The organism is Halomonas sp. IOP_6 (assembly GCF_021151565.1).
GTDB classification, from domain to species: Bacteria; Pseudomonadota; Gammaproteobacteria; order Pseudomonadales; family Halomonadaceae; genus Vreelandella; species Vreelandella alkaliphila.
In genome coordinates this window covers 23,899-45,424 of the sequence record NZ_JAIRBO010000012.1, presented here as the reverse complement: position 1 = coordinate 45,424, position 21,526 = coordinate 23,899, and the positions used below count along the sequence as shown (strand labels likewise).

General features: G+C 52.3%; 21 protein-coding genes and 2 tRNA genes. 12 read left to right on the top strand and 11 right to left on the bottom strand.

Features of this window, described 5'->3' with window-relative positions:
• Positions 1 to 75: 75 nt before the first annotated feature.
• On the bottom strand, positions 76 to 504 hold the full coding sequence (locus K7H08_RS16890; protein ID WP_038486596.1) for a DUF3617 domain-containing protein: 429 nt from the start codon (positions 502 to 504) through the stop codon (positions 76 to 78).
• Between the two features lie 167 nt (positions 505 to 671).
• Here K7H08_RS16890 and K7H08_RS16885 point away from each other — a divergent pair, with 167 nt between their 5' ends.
• Complete coding sequence (locus K7H08_RS16885) at positions 672 to 881, top strand: CPXCG motif-containing cysteine-rich protein (RefSeq protein WP_089038639.1); 210 nt, start codon at positions 672 to 674, stop codon at positions 879 to 881.
• A gap of 11 nt (positions 882 to 892) precedes the next feature.
• Here the strand turns inward: K7H08_RS16885 and K7H08_RS16880 are convergent, their stop codons facing one another.
• The 4 genes from K7H08_RS16880 to K7H08_RS16865 form a co-directional block, all read right to left on the bottom strand.
• Positions 893 to 1,735 carry an ABC transporter permease subunit gene (locus tag K7H08_RS16880; RefSeq protein ID WP_231658579.1) on the bottom strand — a complete coding sequence of 281 codons (843 nt, stop codon included), beginning with the start codon at positions 1,733 to 1,735 and terminating at the stop codon, positions 893 to 895.
• Positions 1,732 to 2,640, bottom strand: coding sequence for an ABC transporter permease subunit (locus tag K7H08_RS16875; RefSeq protein ID WP_232482968.1), 909 nt, complete (start codon positions 2,638 to 2,640; stop codon positions 1,732 to 1,734). The genes K7H08_RS16880 and K7H08_RS16875 overlap by 4 nt, the downstream gene beginning before the upstream one ends.
• 34 nt (positions 2,641 to 2,674) lie before the next feature.
• Positions 2,675 to 3,859: an ABC transporter ATP-binding protein gene (locus K7H08_RS16870; RefSeq protein WP_038482739.1), complete on the bottom strand. Its 1,185-nt coding sequence runs from the start codon at positions 3,857 to 3,859 to the stop codon at positions 2,675 to 2,677.
• A 93-nt stretch (positions 3,860 to 3,952) separates the two neighbouring features.
• Positions 3,953 to 5,056 (bottom strand): polyamine ABC transporter substrate-binding protein, encoded by a 1,104-nt coding sequence (locus K7H08_RS16865; RefSeq protein ID WP_038482736.1) that lies wholly within the window; start codon positions 5,054 to 5,056, stop codon positions 3,953 to 3,955.
• A 342-nt stretch (positions 5,057 to 5,398) separates the two neighbouring features.
• Between K7H08_RS16865 and ahpC the strand changes: the two genes are divergently transcribed.
• Together ahpC and ahpF are read left to right on the top strand one after the other, a co-directional pair.
• Positions 5,399 to 5,962: an alkyl hydroperoxide reductase subunit C gene (ahpC, locus tag K7H08_RS16860; protein WP_038482734.1), complete on the top strand. Its 564-nt coding sequence runs from the start codon at positions 5,399 to 5,401 to the stop codon at positions 5,960 to 5,962.
• 213 nt (positions 5,963 to 6,175) lie between these two features.
• Positions 6,176 to 7,732 (top strand): alkyl hydroperoxide reductase subunit F, encoded by a 1,557-nt coding sequence (gene ahpF / locus K7H08_RS16855; protein WP_231658578.1) that lies wholly within the window; start codon positions 6,176 to 6,178, stop codon positions 7,730 to 7,732.
• A gap of 122 nt (positions 7,733 to 7,854) precedes the next feature.
• On the opposite strand, the gene K7H08_RS16850 is transcribed toward ahpF, so the two are convergent.
• The 5 genes from K7H08_RS16850 to hemA are packed head-to-tail and all read right to left on the bottom strand — an operon-like array spanning position 7,855 to position 12,404.
• The gene (locus K7H08_RS16850) at positions 7,855 to 8,610 is read right to left on the bottom strand and encodes a HesA/MoeB/ThiF family protein (protein ID WP_231658577.1); all 756 of its coding nucleotides are present in this window, start codon (positions 8,608 to 8,610) and stop codon (positions 7,855 to 7,857) included.
• Positions 8,611 to 8,614: 4 nt separating this feature from the next.
• Positions 8,615 to 9,115, bottom strand: coding sequence for an Lrp/AsnC ligand binding domain-containing protein (locus K7H08_RS16845; RefSeq protein WP_038482725.1), 501 nt, complete (start codon positions 9,113 to 9,115; stop codon positions 8,615 to 8,617).
• Between the two features lie 33 nt (positions 9,116 to 9,148).
• Entirely contained in the window at positions 9,149 to 9,994 is an 846-nt protein-coding gene (prmC, locus tag K7H08_RS16840; RefSeq protein WP_038486590.1) for a peptide chain release factor N(5)-glutamine methyltransferase, read from the bottom strand.
• A 14-nt stretch (positions 9,995 to 10,008) separates the two neighbouring features.
• On the bottom strand, positions 10,009 to 11,097 hold the full coding sequence (prfA, locus tag K7H08_RS16835; RefSeq protein WP_083002389.1) for a peptide chain release factor 1: 1,089 nt from the start codon (positions 11,095 to 11,097) through the stop codon (positions 10,009 to 10,011).
• A complete protein-coding gene (gene hemA, locus K7H08_RS16830; RefSeq protein ID WP_231658576.1) occupies positions 11,094 to 12,404 on the bottom strand; it encodes a glutamyl-tRNA reductase in 1,311 nt (436 codons plus the stop codon). Before hemA ends, prfA begins: the two co-directional genes overlap by 4 nt.
• Before the next feature lie 283 nt (positions 12,405 to 12,687).
• On the opposite strand from hemA, the gene K7H08_RS16825 reads away from it, so the two are divergent.
• The 9 genes from K7H08_RS16825 (at position 12,688) to K7H08_RS16785 (ending at position 20,026) form a co-directional block, all read left to right on the top strand.
• The gene (locus tag K7H08_RS16825; RefSeq protein ID WP_038482716.1) at positions 12,688 to 14,481 is read left to right on the top strand and encodes a tetratricopeptide repeat protein; all 1,794 of its coding nucleotides are present in this window, start codon (positions 12,688 to 12,690) and stop codon (positions 14,479 to 14,481) included.
• A 70-nt stretch (positions 14,482 to 14,551) separates the two neighbouring features.
• On the top strand, positions 14,552 to 15,205 hold the full coding sequence (lolB, locus tag K7H08_RS16820) for a lipoprotein insertase outer membrane protein LolB (RefSeq protein ID WP_231658575.1): 654 nt from the start codon (positions 14,552 to 14,554) through the stop codon (positions 15,203 to 15,205).
• A gap of 17 nt (positions 15,206 to 15,222) precedes the next feature.
• Complete coding sequence (gene ispE / locus K7H08_RS16815) at positions 15,223 to 16,083, top strand: 4-(cytidine 5'-diphospho)-2-C-methyl-D-erythritol kinase (RefSeq protein ID WP_038482710.1); 861 nt, start codon at positions 15,223 to 15,225, stop codon at positions 16,081 to 16,083.
• 31 nt (positions 16,084 to 16,114) lie between these two features.
• Positions 16,115 to 16,189, top strand: a tRNA-Gln gene (locus tag K7H08_RS16810).
• A gap of 58 nt (positions 16,190 to 16,247) precedes the next feature.
• Positions 16,248 to 17,189: a ribose-phosphate pyrophosphokinase gene (locus K7H08_RS16805; RefSeq protein WP_009722639.1), complete on the top strand. Its 942-nt coding sequence runs from the start codon at positions 16,248 to 16,250 to the stop codon at positions 17,187 to 17,189.
• Between the two features lie 96 nt (positions 17,190 to 17,285).
• Positions 17,286 to 17,927, top strand: coding sequence for a 50S ribosomal protein L25/general stress protein Ctc (locus tag K7H08_RS16800; protein WP_095602305.1), 642 nt, complete (start codon positions 17,286 to 17,288; stop codon positions 17,925 to 17,927).
• Positions 17,928 to 18,089: 162 nt separating this feature from the next.
• A complete protein-coding gene (gene pth, locus K7H08_RS16795; protein WP_038482702.1) occupies positions 18,090 to 18,671 on the top strand; it encodes an aminoacyl-tRNA hydrolase in 582 nt (193 codons plus the stop codon).
• 108 nt (positions 18,672 to 18,779) lie between these two features.
• On the top strand, positions 18,780 to 19,871 hold the full coding sequence (gene ychF / locus K7H08_RS16790; protein ID WP_038482699.1) for a redox-regulated ATPase YchF: 1,092 nt from the start codon (positions 18,780 to 18,782) through the stop codon (positions 19,869 to 19,871).
• 78 nt (positions 19,872 to 19,949) lie between these two features.
• Positions 19,950 to 20,026, top strand: a tRNA-Met gene (locus K7H08_RS16785).
• 64 nt (positions 20,027 to 20,090) lie between these two features.
• On the opposite strand, the gene K7H08_RS16780 is transcribed toward K7H08_RS16785, so the two are convergent.
• On the bottom strand, positions 20,091 to 21,395 hold the full coding sequence (locus tag K7H08_RS16780) for a M18 family aminopeptidase (protein WP_038482696.1): 1,305 nt from the start codon (positions 21,393 to 21,395) through the stop codon (positions 20,091 to 20,093).
• Positions 21,396 to 21,526: the final 131 nt, after the last annotated feature.

The window sequence follows — 21,526 nt, the reverse complement described above, 5'->3', positions numbered from 1 at the left end:
AGTGGCCTTCGCACTAAGCAAAAGGCGCCACACAGGCGCCTTTTGTTTTAGGTCATGAAGATGCTAACTGCCGTCTTATTCGCAGTTACCAATACGCTCGCCTTCAATCACTGTATTCATGGTCAGCTCACCCATCGGCGATTGGGTGAATATATCCACGTTACCTTCGATCTGCTCACCCATAAAACGCATTTCGCCATCGATAGTCGCTTCACCGCCATCGGCACGGCAAACCATGCTGTAGGAAAGGCCATCGGCATTCATATCCTGGCTGAGCAGCTCGCAACCCTCTTCCTCTTCAATGAAGCCAAACTCAGCGCTATCCAGCTCTTCTTGAGTGATGCACTGACGTTCGGTTTCCGTTTGATCCGGAATTTGCATGTCACCACTCATGCTGGTCACGCTGACAAACTCCCACTCGCCAGGCGTGACGTTAGGGGTTTCTGCCTGGGCGACCATCGGGAAGGCCAAAAAGGCCGCTACTGCCATGTGTCGTATCATCATCGCACTCATCTCTAGGTGGCTTTAAGGAATACGTTATTATCCTACCTGATTCATTACTTACATGTCCTACCGGACAAGGTCACTGCTACACTATTATCTTCAGACTTACTCATTTTCAGGGCTTTTCGATAAAAGGGCGCTAGCGATTACATTAAGGGGAAATAGCCATGCAGGATGACGCGCTAGTAAATTATGATTTTTACTGCCCCTACTGCGATACACCACTCACATTTCTTATCGACACCTCTCAAGGTAGCCACGATACCTGGGAGGATTGCCACCAGTGCTGCGCACCGATTCAATTACACATCATTGTTTCGCTAATAACCGGTGAGCTAGAAGCAGTGCTCACCGGGCGAGACGACGATGTGCTTTAACACCCTAGTCGCTAAGCACTCTCGGCTTGTCGCAGTAGTGCTTTTCGCTTTGCTTCACCCCGACGCATGAAGAACCACGCCAATAGCGTCGTTAGCGATACGGCCAGAATAATCAGCGTAGCCAGCGCATTGATCTTAGGCGACACCCCCATCCGCACCGACGAAAACACCACCATTGGCAGCGTGTTGGCACCAGGGCCAGAGACAAAGCTGGCAATAACCAAGTCATCTAGTGAAAGCGTGAATGCCAGCAACCACCCCGCTGCTAATGCAGGCGAAATAACAGGCAGCGTAATAAAGAAGAAGGTCTTCACCGGTGGCGAGCCTAAATCCATGGCAGCTTCTTCAATAGAGCGATCAATTTCACGTAAGCGGGCTGCCACGACCACCGCAACATACGCACTGCAAAACGTTGTGTGAGCAATCCAGATAGTCGCCATGCCACGATCAGCCGGCCAGCCAATCAGTTGAGCCATCTGCACGAATAGCAGTAATAGCGACAGCCCCGTAATAACTTCCGGCATTACCAGCGGCGCGGTAACCATACTCGACAGTGCCGTCTTGCCGCGAAAATGGCCATAGCGCGTCATTACAAAAGCGGCCACTGTACCCAAGCATACCGCCATGCTGGCGGCAAAAAAGGCAATTTTCAGACTTGTCCAAACCGCAGACAGGATCTGTTGATCACGAAAAAGTTCGCCATACCATTGTGTGGAGAATCCTGCCCACACTGTCACCAGCCGTGAGGCATTGAAGGAGTAGACCACCAACACCACCATGGGCAAATAAAGAAACAACAGACCCAACACTAACATCACTGTGGTAAAGCCTGGGCGTCTACGCAGTCTTATCATGATTCAAGCTCCCGTGACTGGTAGCGATGGAACCACACAATGGGAATTAACAGCAGCAATAGCATTACCATGGCTAACGCCGAGGCCACAGGCCAGTCGCGGTTTAAGAAGAACTCTTCCCATAGCACTTTACCAATCATCAGCGTATCCGGGCCCCCGAGCAGCTCAGGGATCACAAACTCACCCACGGCGGGAATAAATACCAGCATAGAGCCCGCGATGATTCCGCCCATAGAGAGCGGCAGCGTGACTTTGATAAAGGTATTAAGCTTGCGCGAACCCAAATCAGACGCCGCTTCTAGCAGCGAGTTATCCAACCGCGTTAGATGGGCATAAAGTGGTAGTACCATAAACGGCAGATAGGCATAAACAATGCCGATAATGACAGCAAACTGGGTGTTCATCATGCGTAGTGGTGAGTCGATCAGCCCCATTCCCAACAATACGTTATTGATTAACCCGCTATTACTTAAAATACCCATCCATGCATAGACGCGAATCAAAAACGACGTCCACGACGGCAGCATTACCAACAGCAGCAAAATAAGTTGCCAGCGCCCCGGAGCACGGGCCATCGCATACGCCATCGGATAGCCAATCAACAGACATACTGCTGTCGCTACAAACGCGGTTTTTATCGAGCCCCAGTAGGCCGCCACATAGAGAGAATCTGACAACAAAAACAAATAGTTGCCTAGATTCAAAAAGATATTGAGCGTTTGATCAGCATACTCAACCAGCGGCCCATAGGGGGGAATAGCAATTGCTGCTTCCGAAAGGCTAATCTTTAGGACCAGCGCGAACGGCAACAAAAAGAATAGCGTAAGCCACAAAAGCGGAAGCGCGATAACTGCGCGACGACCTAACTGCAACCGCTTTACGAAGCCTGCAATGCGAGATGGCATCACGATAGACGATCTCCTGTCAGCCACTGAGGCATTAGCGGTTCAGCACGATAGCGCTATGGTCTTCCCAATAGACATAAACACTATCCTCCCAGGTTGGGCGATCACCACGCCGCTCAGTATTGGCCATACTCACTTTGATCATTTGCCCAGAGGCAGTACGCACGTAGTAAAGCGAGTAGCCCCCCAAGTAAGCGATATCATCAACCTTGCCTGCTTCCCAGTTGTACTCTGCGGATGGCTGCTCACGGGTTAGCCAGATTTTTTCAGGGCGCAGCGCAGCCCACACGCGGCGATCTACCGCCTGGGTCGTGATGCCATGATCAATATAAATCGGTCGAGATAATGCGGGTGATGCAATGCGACAGTGGTCCGCAGCGTCTTCGACGATTTCACCTTCGAACAGATTCACTGTGCCGACAAATTCCGCCACCATTCGGCTGGCTGGACTTTCATAAATATCGACCGGTGAACCCACCTGCTCTATCCAGCCATCGGCCATAATCGCAACGCGGTCGGCCATGGTCATGGCTTCTTCTTGATCATGAGTCACCATGATGCAGGTCACTCCTACCTGCTCAATGATCTCGACAACCTCAAGCTGCATTTCAGTGCGCAGTTTTTTATCCAACGCCCCCATCGGCTCATCCAGCAACAGCAGCTTGGGACGCTTGGCCAGTGAACGGGCAAGCGCTACCCTCTGGCGCTGTCCGCCGGAAAGCTGATGCGGTTTACGCTTAGCAAAACGTTCCATATGCACTAGTTTGAGCATTTGTGCGACACGCGCATCGACATCTGCCTTAGCTAGCTTGTCCTGCTTGAGCCCAAAAGCGATGTTTTGCGCTACCGTCATGTGGGGAAATAACGCGTAGGATTGAAACATCATATTGATTTGACGCTTATGTGGCGGCATAGAGGTGATATCTTCGCCGCCAAGCAGAATCCGCCCTTCGCTGGGCGTCTCAAACCCTGCCAACATACGCAACAACGTCGACTTGCCTGATCCTGACCCACCTAGCAAGGCGAAAATTTCGCCGCGCTTTACCTGTAAATTAACATCATCGACCGCAAGCGCATCGTCGAAGCGCTTACTTAAGCGCTTTACCTCAAGCACAATATCTTCTGCAAACCTTGGCGTTTTTCCCTGAGCGCGCTGAGCGGCGGGAGGGGTTACCGCAGGAGAGGATGACGGCTCGTTCGACAGGGGCGTAGTGACCATTCGCCACTCCCATCAAAAGGCCCGGAAACCGGGCGTTAAAAAAGTAACAGCGAGCCCAGCATTCGCTTGGCTCGCTGTTAGGCGATGACTAAATTAACGACCTGATTTGACGCGATTCCAGATACGCGTACGTGCGCGCAGAACGTCTTGAGGTTTTTCAGCCTGCAAATAGAGGTTTTCCATCACTTCGGCTTCAGGGTAAATAGCCGGGTCATTGATAATTTCATCAGAGAGATATTCATTAGCCGCCGCATTAGGGTTGGCATAACGCACGTACTCGGTAATTTCAGCGGCGATTTCCGGATCAAGAATAAAGTTAATGAAGGCGTGGGCATTTTCAGAATTCGGCGCATCAGCAGGCACTGCCATCATATCAAACCACAGCGCGGCCCCCTCTTTAGGAATGCTGTAGCCAATAGTGAAGTCACGACCGGCTTCTTCGGCACGATCAGCCGCCTGGAAAACATCACCGGAATAGCCTGCGGCCACACAAACATCACCATTCGCCAAGTCGGAAACATAACGAGAAGAGTGGAAATAAGTCATGTCATCGCGAACACTGGCAATGAGTTCACCAGCAGCTTCCAGGTCTTCGATATTTTCGCTACGCGGATCAAACCCTAGATATGCCATGGCGGGAGACAGCATTTCATCAGCAGAATCCAGCATCGACAGCCCACAACCGGCCTCGCTCAACGCGGCGGTAATTTCAGGGTCAAAGAGCAGCGCCCAGCTATTCATTGGCGCGTCATCGCCTAAAATGTCTGTCACACGATCAACATTATAACCAATGCCGTTGGTACCCCACATATAGGGCACCGAGTATTCGCTACCCGAATCGATCTCTTCCAGGCTGGCCATCAATTCAGGATTGAGGTTATCTAAATTAGGCAATAGCTCATGATTGAGGGGCTGGAAAACACCGGCCTTTACCTGGCGGGTAAAATAATAAGTAGAAGGAACCACGACATCGTAGCCAGAACGGCCAGACAAAAGCGCAGCGTCTAATATTTCATTGCTGTCATAAACATCATAGGTCACTTCAATACCGGTGCGCTCGGTAAACTTTTCTAGCGTTTCAGGGGCGATATAGTCGGACCAGTTGTAAACTCGCACTTCATTCGCTTGGGCATTAGCAGCCGCTACGGCAAAAGATAGGGCCGTAACGGCCACTGAAAGTTTGTGAATATTGCCCATCTCACTACTCCTTATTAAAACCAATATCGCTAAGAATATTTCGTTAACTGCCGAGTCATTCAAACGTCAAGCTTACGCTAAAACATTAAAAACAGCTGTGGCTACTGTGCCAGATAAGCGAATTTTGCGGTGCAGCGACATCTATCGCAAGCCCATGGGGAAAATTCTTGTATTCTGCTTCATGCGACCCCACTTGTAGGGTAGCCAACTCAGAAAAACACACATTGATAGCCTAACACTATTGCTTAGATGCATTTTTACAATTTTAGCTATTGGTCGTAGTTGGTTACCATGAGCAATAACTTTTTCCACTGCCACTCACTTATTCTGGAGACGTTCTGAATGTCCTTGATCAATACTGAAGTAAAACCGTTTAAAGCGACTGCCTACCTGAACGGCGAATTTATCGACGTGACTGAAGCAGACTTGCAAGGTAAGTGGTCTATTTTCTTCTTTTACCCTGCTGATTTCACCTTTGTCTGCCCGACAGAGCTGGGCGACTTGGCCGATAACTACGCCGAATTTAAAAAGCTAGGTGTTGAAATCTACAGCGTGTCTACTGACACCCACTTTACTCACAAAGCTTGGCACGACAGCTCTGAAACCATCGGCAAGCTGCAGTACCCGATGATTGCTGATCCGACCTTACAGATCTCTCGCAACTTCGAGGTATTGATTGAAGAAGCAGGTCTTGCAGAGCGTGGCACCTTCGTTGTTGATCCCGACGGCAAAATTCAGATCGTCGAAATCAACGCTGGCAACATCGGCCGTAACGCTGAAGAGCTACTGCGCAAAGTGAAGGCTGCCCAGTACGTTCGCGAGAACCCAAATGAAGTATGCCCGGCTAAATGGAAAGAAGGCGAAGAGACACTTGCCCCGTCTCTGGATCTCGTAGGCAAAATCTAAACGGCCTACCGCTGCCGTTCAGGGTTGCCCCTTAAGGCAGCACGACACCCGGGCACACCCCGGGTGTCCTGTTTTTAAGTACCCGTTTTTGAGTACCCGTGTTAACGCAACCATCGTTTTCCCTATCGCTCTTACTCATGCTGCGGTCTTTCAACAGCAGCGAGCGTTTTAGGTTGAGAACTCATTACTGCTGACTGCGAGGAAGCCACTGTCATGCTGGACGCCAATTTAAAAAATCAGTTGAAAGCTTATTTAGAAAAAGTGACTCAACCGTTCGAGATCGTTGCGTCCCTCGATGACGGTGCCAAGTCACGTGAATTGCTAGGTTTGCTCGAAGACATCAGCGGCCTATGCGACAAGATTACACTACAAACTGACGGTCAAGATAATCGCACGCCGTCATTTGCCATTAACCGCCCAGGCGAAGAAACCGGAGTGGTATTTGCTGGCATCCCGATGGGGCACGAGTTCACCTCGCTGGTGCTGGCACTGCTACAAGTGGGTGGGCATCCCCCAAAAACGTCCGAAGAACTGCTAAATCAAATCAAGGCGCTTGACGGCGAAATGCTGTTCGAGACGTACTACTCGCTCTCCTGTCAAAACTGCCCAGATGTTGTTCAAGCGCTCAATTTGATGGCGATTTTCAATCCAAATATTCGCCACGTAGCCATTGATGGCGCACTGTTCCAAGATGAAGTCGAAGCTCGGGAAATCATGTCGGTTCCCAGCATCTATTTAAACGGTAAACCGTTTGACCAGGGACGTATGACCTTAGAGCAGATTCTAGCCAAGGTTGATACAGGTGCTGCCGAACGAGAAGCGAAAAAACTTAGCGAAAAAGCCGCCTTTGATACGCTGGTAATTGGTGGTGGCCCTGCAGGTGCCTCAGCAGCAATCTACTCTGCCCGTAAAGGGATCAACACAGGCGTTGCTGCTGAGCGTTTCGGTGGACAGGTGGCAGACACCATGGGCATTGAAAACTTCATCTCCGTCAGCCATACCGAAGGCCCTAAACTGGTTAGCGCTCTGGAAGAGCATGTTAAAGAGTATGACGTTGACGTTATGAACCTTCAGCGCGCCACGTCGTTTAAAGCAGCTGAAAACGAAGGTGATTTGCACGAAATAACCTTCGAGTCGGGCGCTAAGCTGAAGAGTAAAACCCTCGTCCTGGCAACCGGTGCGCGTTGGCGCGAGATGAATGTGCCAGGTGAACAACAGTACCGCAACAAAGGCGTTGCTTACTGCCCCCACTGCGATGGCCCGCTATTTAAAGGCAAGCGCGTAGCAGTGATTGGCGGCGGCAACTCTGGCGTTGAGGCCGCTATCGATCTGGCCGGTATTGTAGGCCACGTCACCCTAGTCGAGTTTATGGGTGAGATGCGTGCAGACGCCGTACTACAGAAAAAGCTTAAGAGCCTGCCTAACGTCGACATTATTTTAAACGCTGAAACCACGGAAGTGACAGGCGACGGAAGCCGGGTTAACGGCTTAGCCTATAAAGATCGCAATATCGATGAGCTGAAAACCATCGCACTAGAAGGCATCTTTGTTCAAATTGGCTTAGTGCCTAATACCGAATGGCTGAAAGGCTCACCGATTGAAATGACGCCACGCGGCGAAATCATTGTCGATGCCCATGGCATGACGTCGGTTCCAGGCGTATTTGCCGCAGGCGACGTGACTACCGTGCCATACAAGCAAATTATTATCGCCATGGGTGAAGGTGCAAAAGCATCACTGGGTGCGTTTGACTATTTGATTCGCCACTAATCTGATCGACATTAGCTAGCCTGAGGGGTGGCCCCCCCTGCCGCCCTTTAGGCTGTTTCCTTTGACGTAAAAGACCGTGACGTCACGCCCGCTGCCCTGCGGGCGTTTTTTTGCTCGTAGGGTTAATCAGTGTGCCCACACACTGAGCAAGCAGGATCACGCGGCACCTGAAAATGACGCCACTGCCCGCTCAAACCCTCAAAAGTGGCGAGTCCTTGATGCGGCTTTCCTGCACCGCTCAACAGCTTAAAAGCTTCTATCGCTTGAAAACAGCCAATCAACCCAACCAGTGGCGCCATGACACCGCTTTCTGCACAACTCAAGGCTTCATCTTCACTATCGCCAGGAGGATACAGGCACGCATAACAGGGGCATGCAGGGTTGCGAGGATCAAAGACGGCTAACTGCCCAGAAAAACGAATTGCCGCTCCTGAGACAAGTGGCACACCTGCCTGCTGAGCAGCAGCGTTAATCGCATAACGGCTTGAAAAACGATCGGTGCAATCTAGCACCACATCTACCGACGCTACCAGTGCCTCAAGCGCCTTGCCATCTGCATGTTGCTCCAAGGCGATTACATGGCACTCAGGGTTAAGTGCCTGCATGCTCGCTTTTGCTGAACGTGCCTTGTTGGTGCCGATATTCGCCTGCTGGTGAGCAATCTGGCGCTGCAGGTTTGACAACTCTACCGTGTCAGCGTCGGCAATAGTGATTTTGCCCACGCCAGCGGCCGCTAAGTAAAGCGCCACGGGAGACCCAAGCCCACCTGCACCGACAATCAGAGCATGAGCATTTCTCAAGCGCTCCTGCCCCTCAATATCAACCTCGGGTAGCATAATTTGGCGGCTATAGCGCAGCAGCGCCTGATCATCCATCATGGGATTACTTATCCTCAAATTCCTCGAAATCGGGTATGTGTAAGTTGAAGCTCTCTTTCACTTCTTCCATTACCACATAGCTTTTGGACTCTTTTACTCCAGGCAGTGTCAGTACGACATCGCCTAGCAGTTGCCGGTAAGCGGACATCTCAGGAATTCGGCATTTTAAAATATAATCAAACTGGCCAGACACCAAGTGACACTCCTGGATTTGCGGCAGTTTCTCGACCGCCCGACGAAACTCATCAAACACAGCAGGGGATTGAGTTTCCAGGCTAATCTCCACAAAGACCAACAAATTCGCTTTCAGTGCCTGCGGATCAAGAATAGCTTGATAGCCGCGAATGATACCCGCACGCTCAAGGCGCTTAACACGCTCTAAACACGGGGTTGTGGATAAGCCGACTTCAGCGGCAAGGTCGACATAGGAAATTCGCGCATTTTCCTGCAGACAGCGCAGAATTTTAAGATCGATCCGGTCCAGCGTTCTATTTTTTGGTTTCATGGCAGGATCCAATACTGATGAATCAGGCAGTTATTAAAGGTGCCCCAGGGTAACCCGTTCATGACCTCCAACGTCTTGCACACTTTCAACGTTTTGGAAGCCAGCACGCACTAACGCAGTGCGTACGTTGGTCGCTTGCGTATAACCATGCTCTAGGGCAAGCCAGCCGCCATCGGAAAGGTAGCCACAAGCAGTGCTAATCAAATGCAGCAAATCCGCCATCCCGTCAGCATCAGCCACTAGTGCCGATAATGGCTCAAAACGCACATCACCCAGCCGCAAATGTGGGTCGTCGGCAGCTATATAGGGCGGGTTACTAACAATAATATCGAATGCAACCGCTTGAGGGGGCTGAGCGAACGCGCTAAACCAATCGCTAATTACGAACCGAGCATTATCGATCTTCAGCGCTTGTGCATTTCGCGTTGCGAGCGCCACTGCTTCTGGGCGAATATCCGCCCCTATTACTTGCCAGTTAGGTTTCTCGCTGGCAAACGCAAGTGCAATAGCGCCAGTGCCAGAGCCAAGATCCAGCAACCTCCCCGCCCTCGCCTTGGCACGCATTAGGACAGCCTCAACCAGGGTTTCGGTATCAGGGCGTGGAATCAGCGTTTCTGGCGATGTTGCCAGCCGCAGCCCCCAAAATTCTCGTTCACCGGTCAGATAGGCAATTGGCATTCCCTGGGCACGTGCCGCCACCAACGCATCAAATCGTGCTTGCTCCCAAAGGGGGCACTCACAATCTCCCCAGGTATACAGCCAAGTACGGTCATGCCCTGTTGCGTGGCTGAGCAGTACCTCGGCATCAATTCTAGGGGAAGGCGAACCTACCGTTTGCAGCCGAGTCGCCGCTCGTCGTAAAAGAGCATCGAAAGTCATAACATCAAAGCTCATTAGGCGTCCTGAAGGGCCGAAAGCTGCTCTGCTTGATATTCGTGAATGAGCGGTTCAATGACATCATCAAGCTGCTCACCCGTAATGACTTCCGTTAGTTTGTAGAGTGTCAGGTTAATACGGTGGTCGGTAATCCGACCCTGGGGAAAATTGTAAGTCCGGATTCGTTCACTACGATCCCCTGAACCGACCAATGAGCGGCGAGCGTCTGCTTGCTCTTGGCGCTGCGAGTCAACCGCATTGCGTTTGAGCTTGGCTGCCAGCAACGACATCGCCTTTGCACGGTTTTTATGCTGACTGCGCTCTTCCTGGCACTCCACCACGACGCCTGTAGGTAGGTGAGTAATACGAATAGCGGAATCTGTGGTGTTGACGTGCTGACCACCCGCGCCACTGGAGCGATAGGTATCAACGCGTAAATCAGAGGGATTAATATCGATATCGCCCACGTCGTCCACTTCAGGCATGACCGCCACCGTGCAGGCGGACGTATGTATCCGGCCTTGCGATTCCGTCGCGGGCACGCGCTGTACGCGGTGCGCGCCAGATTCAAATTTCAAGCGCGCATAGACACCATCGCCTTTCACGCGAGAAATAACTTCTTTGTAACCGCCCTGCTCGCCGTGACTTGCACTGACAACTTCAACGCGCCAGCCACGTTTTTCCGCATAACGTGAGTACATGCGAAACAGATCACCCGCAAAAATAGCGGCTTCATCGCCGCCCGTACCAGCACGCACTTCCAAGAAAACACCGCGACCATCATCGGGATCTTTAGGCACCAGCAGGCGTTTCAGCTCACTATCCAGGGCTTCAAGTTTCTCACGCCCCTCACTGATTTCCATTTCCGCCAGCTCGCGCATATCGGGGTCGCTGTCGCGACTTAACTGCACGGCTTCTTCGATGCTTTTTTCTACCTCGCCGTAGCGCTGCCAGGCGGCGACCAGCTCTTCTAATTCCGCGTACTCACGGGAGTAGTCGCGAAAACGCTGCTGATTATTAATCACTTCAGGGTCAGACAGCAGCATTGCCAGCTCTTCAAAACGGTCGGAAAAGCTATCTAGACGTTGGCGCAAAGTCTCTTTCATGCGGGTGTATCATCCTTCTGGCATTTTACCGCGGCCACTGGTTGCTCAAAGGCAGGCTTAGCAGGCAGTAGTATATTGGGCGCGGCATTCAGCAACTCGTTATTTTCTTGGGATGCAGCGTCGCGCAAGGCAAGCGTGGGCTGGTGCATTAACCGATTCGCCAATTGGTGAGCTAGACGTTCAATCACCTTGGCAGGATCTTCACCCTTGGCTAATCGCTCAAGAGCTTGCTCACGAGAATGATCTCGAATGGCCTCTCCGTGACGTCGATAGTCGCGAATAATTTCGCCGCCATTGCGGATTCGACGCTCATGCTGCCAACTACCCACCCCGTGCTCGATGAGTGATTCAGCCTGATCAGCGGCAACTTGACGGTGGCGGCGATTCTCTTCAATGACCTCTTGCAAATCATCAACGGTATAAAGGAAGACATCTGCAAGCTCACCCACTTCTGGCTCGATATCACGGGGCACCGCGATATCCACCATAAACACCGGTCGATGGCGGCGCTTTTTCAGCGCACGCTCTACCATTCCCTTCCCTAGGATCGGCAGCGGAGAAGCCGTGGAGGATATGACGATATCAGCCTGCTCTAACGCCTCCGGTATTTCTGGCAGTGTAATAGCAGAACCACCCAGAGGAGCAGACACTTGCTCAGCGCGTTCCCGGGTACGATTGGCTACCGTGAGATGCCGCACACCGGCTTCATGAAGATGACGCGCTACCAGTTCAATGGTTTCTCCCGCCCCGATCAAAAGCGCTCTGGCACGGCTAAAATCATCAAAAATACGGCTAGCCATACTGACAGCAGCATACGCGACCGACACTGGATTTTTGCCAATGCCCGTTTCCGTGCGCACTTGTTTGGCTACCGCGAAGGTGTGTTGGAATAACCGCTCCAATTCACCCCCCAACCCATTGGCTTGGCGGGCCTGCTGATAAGCATCTTTTAACTGACCGAGTATTTGTGGTTCGCCCAGCACCATAGAGTCCAGGCCAACGGCGACACGCATCAGATGACGCGCAGCATCGTTGTCAAGATAATGATAAGCACAGCGGGAAAGCTCTTCGACGCGCAAATTATGAAAACGCCCAAGCCAATCCAGCACGGCATGCTCACCGGCGGCATCCGTCACGCAATAAAGCTCGGTACGGTTACACGTCGAAAGCACAGCCGCTTCGCTGATTTGTGGCAGGTTACGCAGTTCCGTCAACGCGCTTTCCAGCTGCGTTGGCGTAAATGCAACCTGCTCACGTACGGCCACGCTGGCGGTACGATGATTTATTCCCAGGGCAAGAAGCGTCATGCGTTATGCGTCTTCGCTAGTGGATCGGTCGTCACGTCACTTGTCGATCTGAATGTCTGGAGCTTGCTATAGCAAGTCTAAAGAGTGGGTAGATACGATGAACTATGAGTAGATACTATGAACTATAAGTAGATACTATGAGTAGACACCATGGATTGCACCACCTCACCCCGTTTTCAAGGTGTAATATTCTATCACAGCACAGCATGTTCTGGCGCACACCACTTTGCCGCAGGCAACCAAGCCGCTATGCTGAGCACTCGGCCACCTGATCGAGAGACGCATGCCCCTTCGCGCGACACTACTGGGTCACCCCCTATCGTTACTGGGTTTACCCTTACTGCCCTTGGCCGCAACGCTACTACTGGGCGGCTGCCAGCTTTCCCCGTCTTCCTTTGAGAACGGGGTTCAAAATGATGCTTATGATCCCATGCAATCAGCACCGCCCATTACTCGCGGGTTGGATGCTGAGGGTCTTCGCTCGTTGCTAGCAGCAGAAATTGCTGGCCAACGGGGCGATTATCGCTACGCCAGCCAAGGCTACCTGGAAGCGTCCCGGCGCTATCGCAACCCTGCGTTAGCCGAGCGCGCCACCTTTGCAGCACGCTTTGGCAATGATGTCGCATTAATGGAAGCCTCCGCGATACGTTGGCGTGAATTAGCCCCTCAAGCAGAGCTGCCGAACAGATTGCTGGCAACCCTCTCATTGCAACGCGGAGACTGGCTGGACAGCTTAGAGCAGCGTCTGGCGATCACCGAAGCAGGGGGCAATGGCGAAATAGCCGCTTTTTCTGAGGCGGCTGTGGCCGAAGAGGCGCCACTGAGCCTATTAATCCAACCATTGCGCGATTATCTTGCCCAGCCTGGCGCTCAGAAAAATGAATTCCATAGCGATGTTTTACTTGGCGCCGCACTGATCGAGTCAGCACTAGGGCAAACACGTCAAGCGCAACAGCATCTGGATCAAGTAACGCAGCTGTCACCTGAATCTGCCGCTTTGTGGCTTGCTAAGGCGCGCCTAGCATTAGAGACTGGAGATCATCGTGGTGCTCAGAACGCCGCTCAAAGGGGGCTAGATTTAGCGCCCGATGATGTCCGTTTTATATTAATGTTAGCCCAAGCTGAAATTCGCCTGAACAACATTACCGCTGCGGAAGCACACACCACTACGTTGTTAGAAACGCATGGTGGTAACGAAGAATTACGTATTGCTCTCGCCCAACTCTATTTGGAAGAAGGCCATAGCGAGCCAGCGTATCGATTACTGCAACCTCTGATTGGTCAGGAACGCGTACCTAACACTGCCTACTTCTTATTGGGGGCCATTGCCCAATCCCAAGGAGAAGTCGATAACGCGCTGCTTTATTATCGGCAAGTACAAGACGGCAACGAGTTTCTTCCGGCCCGAGCCGCCGCTGCACGTATGCTGATTGAAAATGATCGCCTGCTAGATGCTCGCGCTATGCTGCGTGTTGAGCGAATGCGCCATGACGACTACTTCGGCGAGCTGGTAATGCTAGAAATACAGCTACTGGATGAATTTAATCTGCAAGAAGATGCCATGGCACTACTTGATAGAGAGCTGGCTCGTACGCCAGATGACACCAGCCTGCTTTATTTAAGGGCAATGCGCGCGTGGGAAACGGGCGATATTGAAGCGATGGAGCGCGATCTGCGCCAAATACTGCATACCGAACCTGATAATGCAGATGCATTAAACGCATTAGGCTACACGCTTGCCGACCTGAACCTCCAGGGTCGTCTTGAAGAAGCACGTGATTTGATTGAGCGTGCCTATGAAGCAGATCCCAACAACCCTGCAATACTCGACAGCATGGGCTGGGTCTATTTCCGGCTCGGCCAGCCTGACAATGCACTTGCGTGGTTAGAGAGCGCCTACGCACAAGTGCCTGATCAAGAAATTGCCGCTCATTTGGCCGAAGTTCTTCATGCCCTAGGGCGCAGTGAAGAAGCACGCCAGCTTATTGAGCGCATTCTTCAACGGGCAAGCTATCACCCGCAAATTGATGACTTACTTGAGCGCCATCCTGAACTAACACCGTTAAGCACGCCCTAATACGGCATGCCCTTATAAAAGCACGCCCTTATAAAAGACAGTTTACGCAGTACTGACCTGGAGCCAGTTTATGTTGACCAATTCCCTGCCCGCGAGCCGTTTATCAATCTGCAGGCGCTCAATTCGCTTGTTACTGGCCGGTATAGCCCTGTTAACGCTGGCCGGATGCGCCACCCAAGCGCCTGTAGACGATGGCGGACGTCAGGCTGGACAATGGGAGCGCCAGCAAGCCGACGTTGAAGCCTTCGATACCTGGACACTCGTGGGCAAAGCAGGGCTGCGCACCCCCCAGGAAAATACCAGCGCCAACCTAGACTGGAATCAACACCCCCACTATTTCCGCATGCTAATCAGTGGCCCCTTTGGCGGCGGACGCAGTGTGCTAGAAGGTCGCGAAGGGCGCTTTTCGCTAACCACTAGCGATGGTCGCTTTGAAGCCGAAACACCGGAAGCATTAATGGAAGAGCAACTTGGCTGGTCATTGCCGGTTCGCGCCATGCCTAACTGGGTACGAGGCCTACCGGGCGAGCACGCCAGCTACCAGTTGGAATCAGACGAACTCGGCTTCCCTAATCACTTACAGCAAGATGGTTGGGAGATCGACTACCGCGATTGGGAGCAAGTAGAGGGCATGTGGCTACCTCGTCGGCTAGTGATGAACTACGGCGACCTGCGCATCACCCTGGTGGTCAATCAGTGGCAATCCACTAACTCGGACTCCTAGATCAGTAGAGAGATCACATGCCTGCAACACCCTCGGCGTTGACACTGCCTGCTCCCGCTAAGCTAAACCGCATGTTGCATATCGTAGGCCGTCGTCAAGACGGCTATCACGAGCTGCAAACGCTTTTTCAGTTTATCGATTTGTGTGATTACCTTACCTTCACGCCACGCACTGACAGCGCCATTACGCTTTCCAACACTCTTAGTGGCGTTGCCCATAACGACAATTTAATTGTACGTGCAGCACAATTGTTGCAACAGGCAAGCGGCATTCAGCAAGGCGTCTCAGTTGCCATCGAAAAAAATCTGCCGATGGGAGGCGGTCTTGGCGGTGGAAGCTCTAATGCAGCGACCACCCTGGTCGGGTTGAATCACCTATGGCAACTAGGACTAAGTAGAGAAGCGCTTGCAAAACTAGGGTTGGCACTAGGTGCCGATGTCCCGGTATTCGTTCACGGTCACAGCGCTTGGGCGGAAGGCGTTGGCGAAAAGCTTACGTCTGTCACGCTAGATACGCCCTGGTTCGTGGTCATCCATCCAGGCGTTAGCGTCTCAACACCAGCAATCTTCCAAGACCCGGAATTGACACGCGACAGCCTCCCCATTACTATGGCGCGCGCACTGCAGGGGGGAGCGCCGGAGTGGCGTAACGACTGCGAAGCTATCGTCAAAAAACGCTATCCGCCAATTGCGGAAGCATTAGACTGGCTCACGCAGCATGCACCTAGTCGGTTGACCGGTACCGGCGCCTGCTTGTTTGCGGCTTTCGATTCACAGCAAGCCGCGCAAGCCGTCGCACATATGGCAGGTCAATATTGGCATTCATGGGTAGCGCGCGGACTCAACACCTCTCCCCTACAAGATGCTCTGGGCCGCTGAAAGCGCCCGGTCATCGCATTAGGTTTATTGCTGGGGTATCGCCAAGTGGTAAGGCACCGGTTTTTGGTATCGGCATTCCCAGGTTCGAATCCTGGTACCCCAGCCAACCTAATTATGATCTGCGTTTTCTCCCCTGATCCCCAACACTGCAAAGGTGGCTGCGCGTGTCAAAATTGATGGTTTTCACCGGGAATGCCAATCCCGAACTCGCTCAAAAGATTGCCGAGAGCTTAGACAGCCGTATGGGTAATGCTACGGTCGGTCAATTTAGCGACGGCGAAATCGCGGTCGAGATCAATGAGAACGTGCGTGGTAAGGATGTGTTCATCCTGCAATCCACCTGTGCCCCCACGAACGATAACCTGATGGAACTGATTTTGATGGTGGACGCCCTGCGTCGCGCCTCAGCTGCCCGTATTACGGCAGTCGTTCCCTATTTTGGCTATGCACGCCAGGATCGTCGCGTCCGTTCAGCTCGCGTTCCCATCTCAGCAAAAGTTGTTGCTGATATGATGGTAAAAGCTGGCGTTGATCGCGTTATGACGATGGATCTGCACGCTGACCAAATTCAAGGTTTCTTCGACGTACCGGTTGACAACGTTTACGGCTCGCCCATTTTGCTGGACGACATCGAGCGCCAGAACTACGACGATCTCGTTGTGGTTTCTCCCGATGTCGGTGGCGTTGTGCGCGCTCGCGCTATCGCCAAACAGCTGAACGCGGATCTTGCCATTATTGATAAGCGTCGCCCCCAGGCCAATCAGGCCCAGGTAATGCACATCATCGGTGAAATCGAAGGCCGCACCTGTGTGGTTGTCGATGACATGATTGATACCGCTGGCACGCTCTGCAAAGCTGGCGAAGCGCTAAAAGATCACGGCGCAGCACGCGTTGTCGCTTATGCAACACACCCGATATTGTCTGGCCCTGCCGTCGACAATATTACCAACTCGGTGCTGGACGAGGTTGTCGTGACCGACACCATTCCGCTTTCCGACACTGCCCGTCGCAGCGGAAAAATTCGCCAGCTGAGCGTTGCCGGACTCATCGCGGAAGCCATCCGTCGAGTCAGCAACGAAGAATCCGTTAGCGCGATGTTCCACTAATCGCCTGACGCAGTAGCCCCCTATTGGGGCCCTGGAAGCGTCGTCGTCTGGTCGCGGTCGGCGGCGTTTCCTTACTTAAACCAAGAGGCAAATTAAATGTCTGATTTTATCCTGAAAGCCAGCGTTCGTAACGACCTGGGGAAAGGTGCGAGCCGCCGCCTGCGTCGTGCGAACCAACAAGTACCGGCCGTTGTTTATGGCGGTGAAAAAGGCGCTCAGTCTATCTCTGTAGAAAAAACTGCTTTCTACAAAGCGATTGAAGACGAGTCCTTCTTCTCTTCGGTGATCAAACTGGTCATCGACGGTACTGAAGAGCAAGTGGTTGTTCGTGACCTACAGCGTCACCCATTCAAGCCGCTGTTAACCCACGCTGACTTCCTGCGTGTTGACGCTACTCACGAAATCACCATGAACGTGCCGCTGCACGTCGTTGGCGAAGAGAAGTGTGTCGGCATCAAAGATCAAGGCGGCGAACTGCACGTCCTGGCCAATGAAGTAGCCATTAGCTGCTTGCCGAAAGATCTTCCGGACTTCCTGGAAGTTGACATCAGCAACGTCGAGCTGGGCACCACCCTTCACCTGTCTGACCTGACCTTGCCTGCAGGCGTTACGTCTGTTGACCTGTCTCACGGTGAAGAGCATGACAACGCCGTTCTAAGCATCACCAAAGTAAAAGTACGTGGCGGTGATGATGAAGAGAGCGAAGGTGAAGGCGAAGAAGAGTCCAGCGCTGAGTAAAGCGCTAGCTCTCGGCGCTGCCAACTGATGCTTTTCAGTGCCACCTGGGTCATGCCTGCATGGCTCAGGAATGATAAAATCAAGCGCTTCGGCGCTTGATTTTTTTTTGCGGCCTGACATGACGTCGAAAATTTCGTCTAGAAATTTTTATGAGGTGGGACAATGAGCCAGGTAACGGCCATTATTGGCCTGGGAAACCCCGGTGCAGATTACGATGCAACTCGCCATAATGCGGGCTTTTGGCTGGTAGACGCCATTGCACGCAGTGCGCACACAGAGCTTCGCCCGGAAAAGAAATTTTTGGGCCTGTACGCCAAAGCACGTGTTGGCGACCATGAACTGCACCTTCTCAACCCCACTACTTTTATGAATCGTAGCGGTGCTGCCGTCGCAGCGCTTGCACAGTTTTTCAAACTAACGCCTGACAATTTACTGGTTGCTCATGATGAGCTAGACCTTCCGCCAGGACAGGCACGCTATAAGACCGGCGGTGGCCATGGCGGTCATAACGGCTTGCGAGACATTATTAGCGCCTTAGGCAACCAGAAGCAGTTTCATCGGGTAAGAATTGGCATTGGCCACCCAGGAGAAGCACGTCAGGTCGTTAACTATGTGCTAGGCCGACCCGGCAAAGCCGAACGGGAAGCCATTGAAAGCGCTTTGGATGAGTGCCTAGCTACGCTACCACTTGCACTCTCTGGCGACTGGGCTAAAGCCATGAACCGCCTTCATAGCGTAAAATAGCAGCACACTTAATAAGCACCTTTATAATCAGGCGTTCTAGCACGCCCTTTTTTCAATATTGGCAGACGCTTCCCTTGTTGCGCTGCCCTAGCGGCCAGGAAGTAATTTATGGGCTTTAACTGCGGTATCGTCGGCCTACCTAATGTAGGCAAATCCACGCTTTTTAATGCGCTGACCAAATCAGGTATTGATGCAGAAAACTTCCCATTCTGCACCATTGAGCCGAACGTAGGCATCGTACCAATGCCTGACCCGCGACTTGATAAGCTTGCGGAGATCGTCAAGCCACAAAAAGTGCTGCCGACAACAATGGAATTTGTCGATATCGCAGGCTTAGTCGCCGGGGCATCCAAAGGCGAAGGCTTGGGCAACAAGTTCTTGGCCAATATTCGCGAAACCCAGGCGATCGCCCATGTCGTACGCTGCTTTGATAATGACAACGTAATCCACGTTGCCAACCAAGTGGACCCACGGGCAGATATTGAAACCATCAACTTGGAACTGGCACTTGCCGACCTGGATACCGTCGAAAAAGCCAGCCAACGCCTCGTTCGTGCAGTGAAAGGCGGCGACAAAGATGCCACTGCCACCAAGGCCATTCTTGACCGCATTCAGCCACATCTCGCTGAAGGTATGCCGCTGCGTAGCTTTGGTCTTGATGAAGATGAGAAGCGCCAGATTAAGAGCTTCGGTTTCTTAACGCTCAAGCCCACCATGTACATTGCCAACGTTAACGAGGATGGCTTCGAGAACAATCCCTACCTGGATATCGTTAATGAGATTGCGGCAGAAGAAGGCGCTGCAGTGGTGCCGGTATGTAACCAGTTAGAAGCTGAGATTGCCGAGCTGGATGACGAAGAGCGCAGTATGTTCCTATCAGAAATGGGCATGGAAGAGCCAGGGCTTGATCGCGTCATTCGCGCAGGCTATGCCCTGCTTGGCCTACAAACATATTTCACCGCTGGCGTTAAAGAAGTCCGCGCCTGGACAGTGAAAGAAGGCGCTAGCGCCCCAGAAGCCGCTGGCGTGATTCACACCGATTTCCAGAAAGGTTTTATCCGCGCGGAAGTGGTTGCTTACGAAGACTTTGTCGCTCTCAATGGCGAGCAAGGGGCTAAAGATGCTGGCAAATGGCGCTTAGAAGGTAAGGATTACATCGTTAAAGATGGCGATGTTATTCATTTCCGTTTTAACGTCTGATCAGCTGCCGCTTGATAAACAAAAAAAGAAACACTTGACGAACGACGGACTACTGAGTAATATTCGCCCCCGTTGAATGGCTACGTAGCTCAGCTGGTTAGAGCACATCACTCATAATGATGGGGTCCCCTGTTCAAATCAGGGCGTAGCCACCACACGAATATTGAAAGCCCGCTGACTCAGTCAGCGGGCTTTTTTCATTATTGATCAGCAATGTACTCAGCACAAATCAGAACGATTCAAAAACACCGTCAACGCCTGGGTCAAATAATCAACATCTCGGGTACCTGCTGTTTCGCGAACTGAATGCATTGCCCACTGAGGAAGCCCTACATCAATCGTCGGCACGCCCACCTCAGTAGCCGTAATCGGCCCGATAGTGCTACCGCAACCCATATCTGAACGAGTAACAAACGACTGTACGGGCACATCTGCCTCACGACACACATCCCGAAACAGCGCCCCCGTTACACTGTTAGTGGCATAACGCTGATTAGCATTTACCTTAATAACTGGGCCACCATTAATTGCAGGGCCATGACGTTCATCGTGCTTGTCTTGGAAATTCGGGTGTAAAGCATGAGCGTTATCGCATGAAATCATAAGCGATGACTGAATCAGCTGAATCAGCGACTCTTCAGTCGCACCACCTACCTGGGCATTTAAACGCTTCAGCACATCACCTAAGAAAGGCCCCTGAGCACCGCATGCACTGGCACTACCCACCTCTTCATGGTCATTAGCAACCAATAAGGCCCCCTGGCTAGCATCACACGCCAGCATCGCCTCGAGCCCCACAAAACACGACAGTAAGTTATCTAGCCGCGCACTGGCGACCAACTCCTGACGCAACCCTACCAACGATGGCGGTTGTACGTCATAAAACCCTAACTCAAAGTCAACGACTTCCACAGCGCGCAGGCCATGCTGCTCTTCCAACCAATCAGCCAATAAGTCGCTAAGCTGCGCGCTATCACTCTGCATCACAACAGGCGACATTTGCGTTTGTGGGTTAATAACACGCCCAGCGTTTACATCGCGGTCTAAATGAATCGCCAAACTAGGCACCATGGCAATCGGCCGGTCCACATTTAGCAGCACACTTTCTAAATGACCATCGGCGTGACGTACATGCACACGCCCTGCCAACCCCAAGTCGCGATCAAACCACGGGGCTAACAACACACCACCATATACTTGCACCCCCAACTGCATCCATCCCGCGGCATACTGGGTGGCATTGGGTTTCAAACGCAGCCCCGGGCTGTCCGTGTGCGCACCCAACATGCGTAGGCTGGTTAACTTCTCAGCAGGCAGCTGAAATGCAATCACTGACGAATCATTGCGCGTCACGTAATAGCGCTTGCCCGGCTCAAGCTGCCAGTTAGCCGTCTCCTCAAGACGCACAAAGCCCGCCTGCTCCAAACGCTCCGCCATACAGCGAGTCGCATGCCAGGGCGTAGGCGATTGATGCAGAAAATCACATAGCCGCGTTACACGGTCCGCGTTGAAAGCTTCGGACATAGAAATCCTCATAACAGTAATGATTGAGTATCACAGGCTAAATGACCTGCTACAATGCTCCCTCGGCCTACGCAACTCATAGGCTATCTGCGGGTCTAGGGAAGAATAAGTGTACACAAATCCGGGAGAGC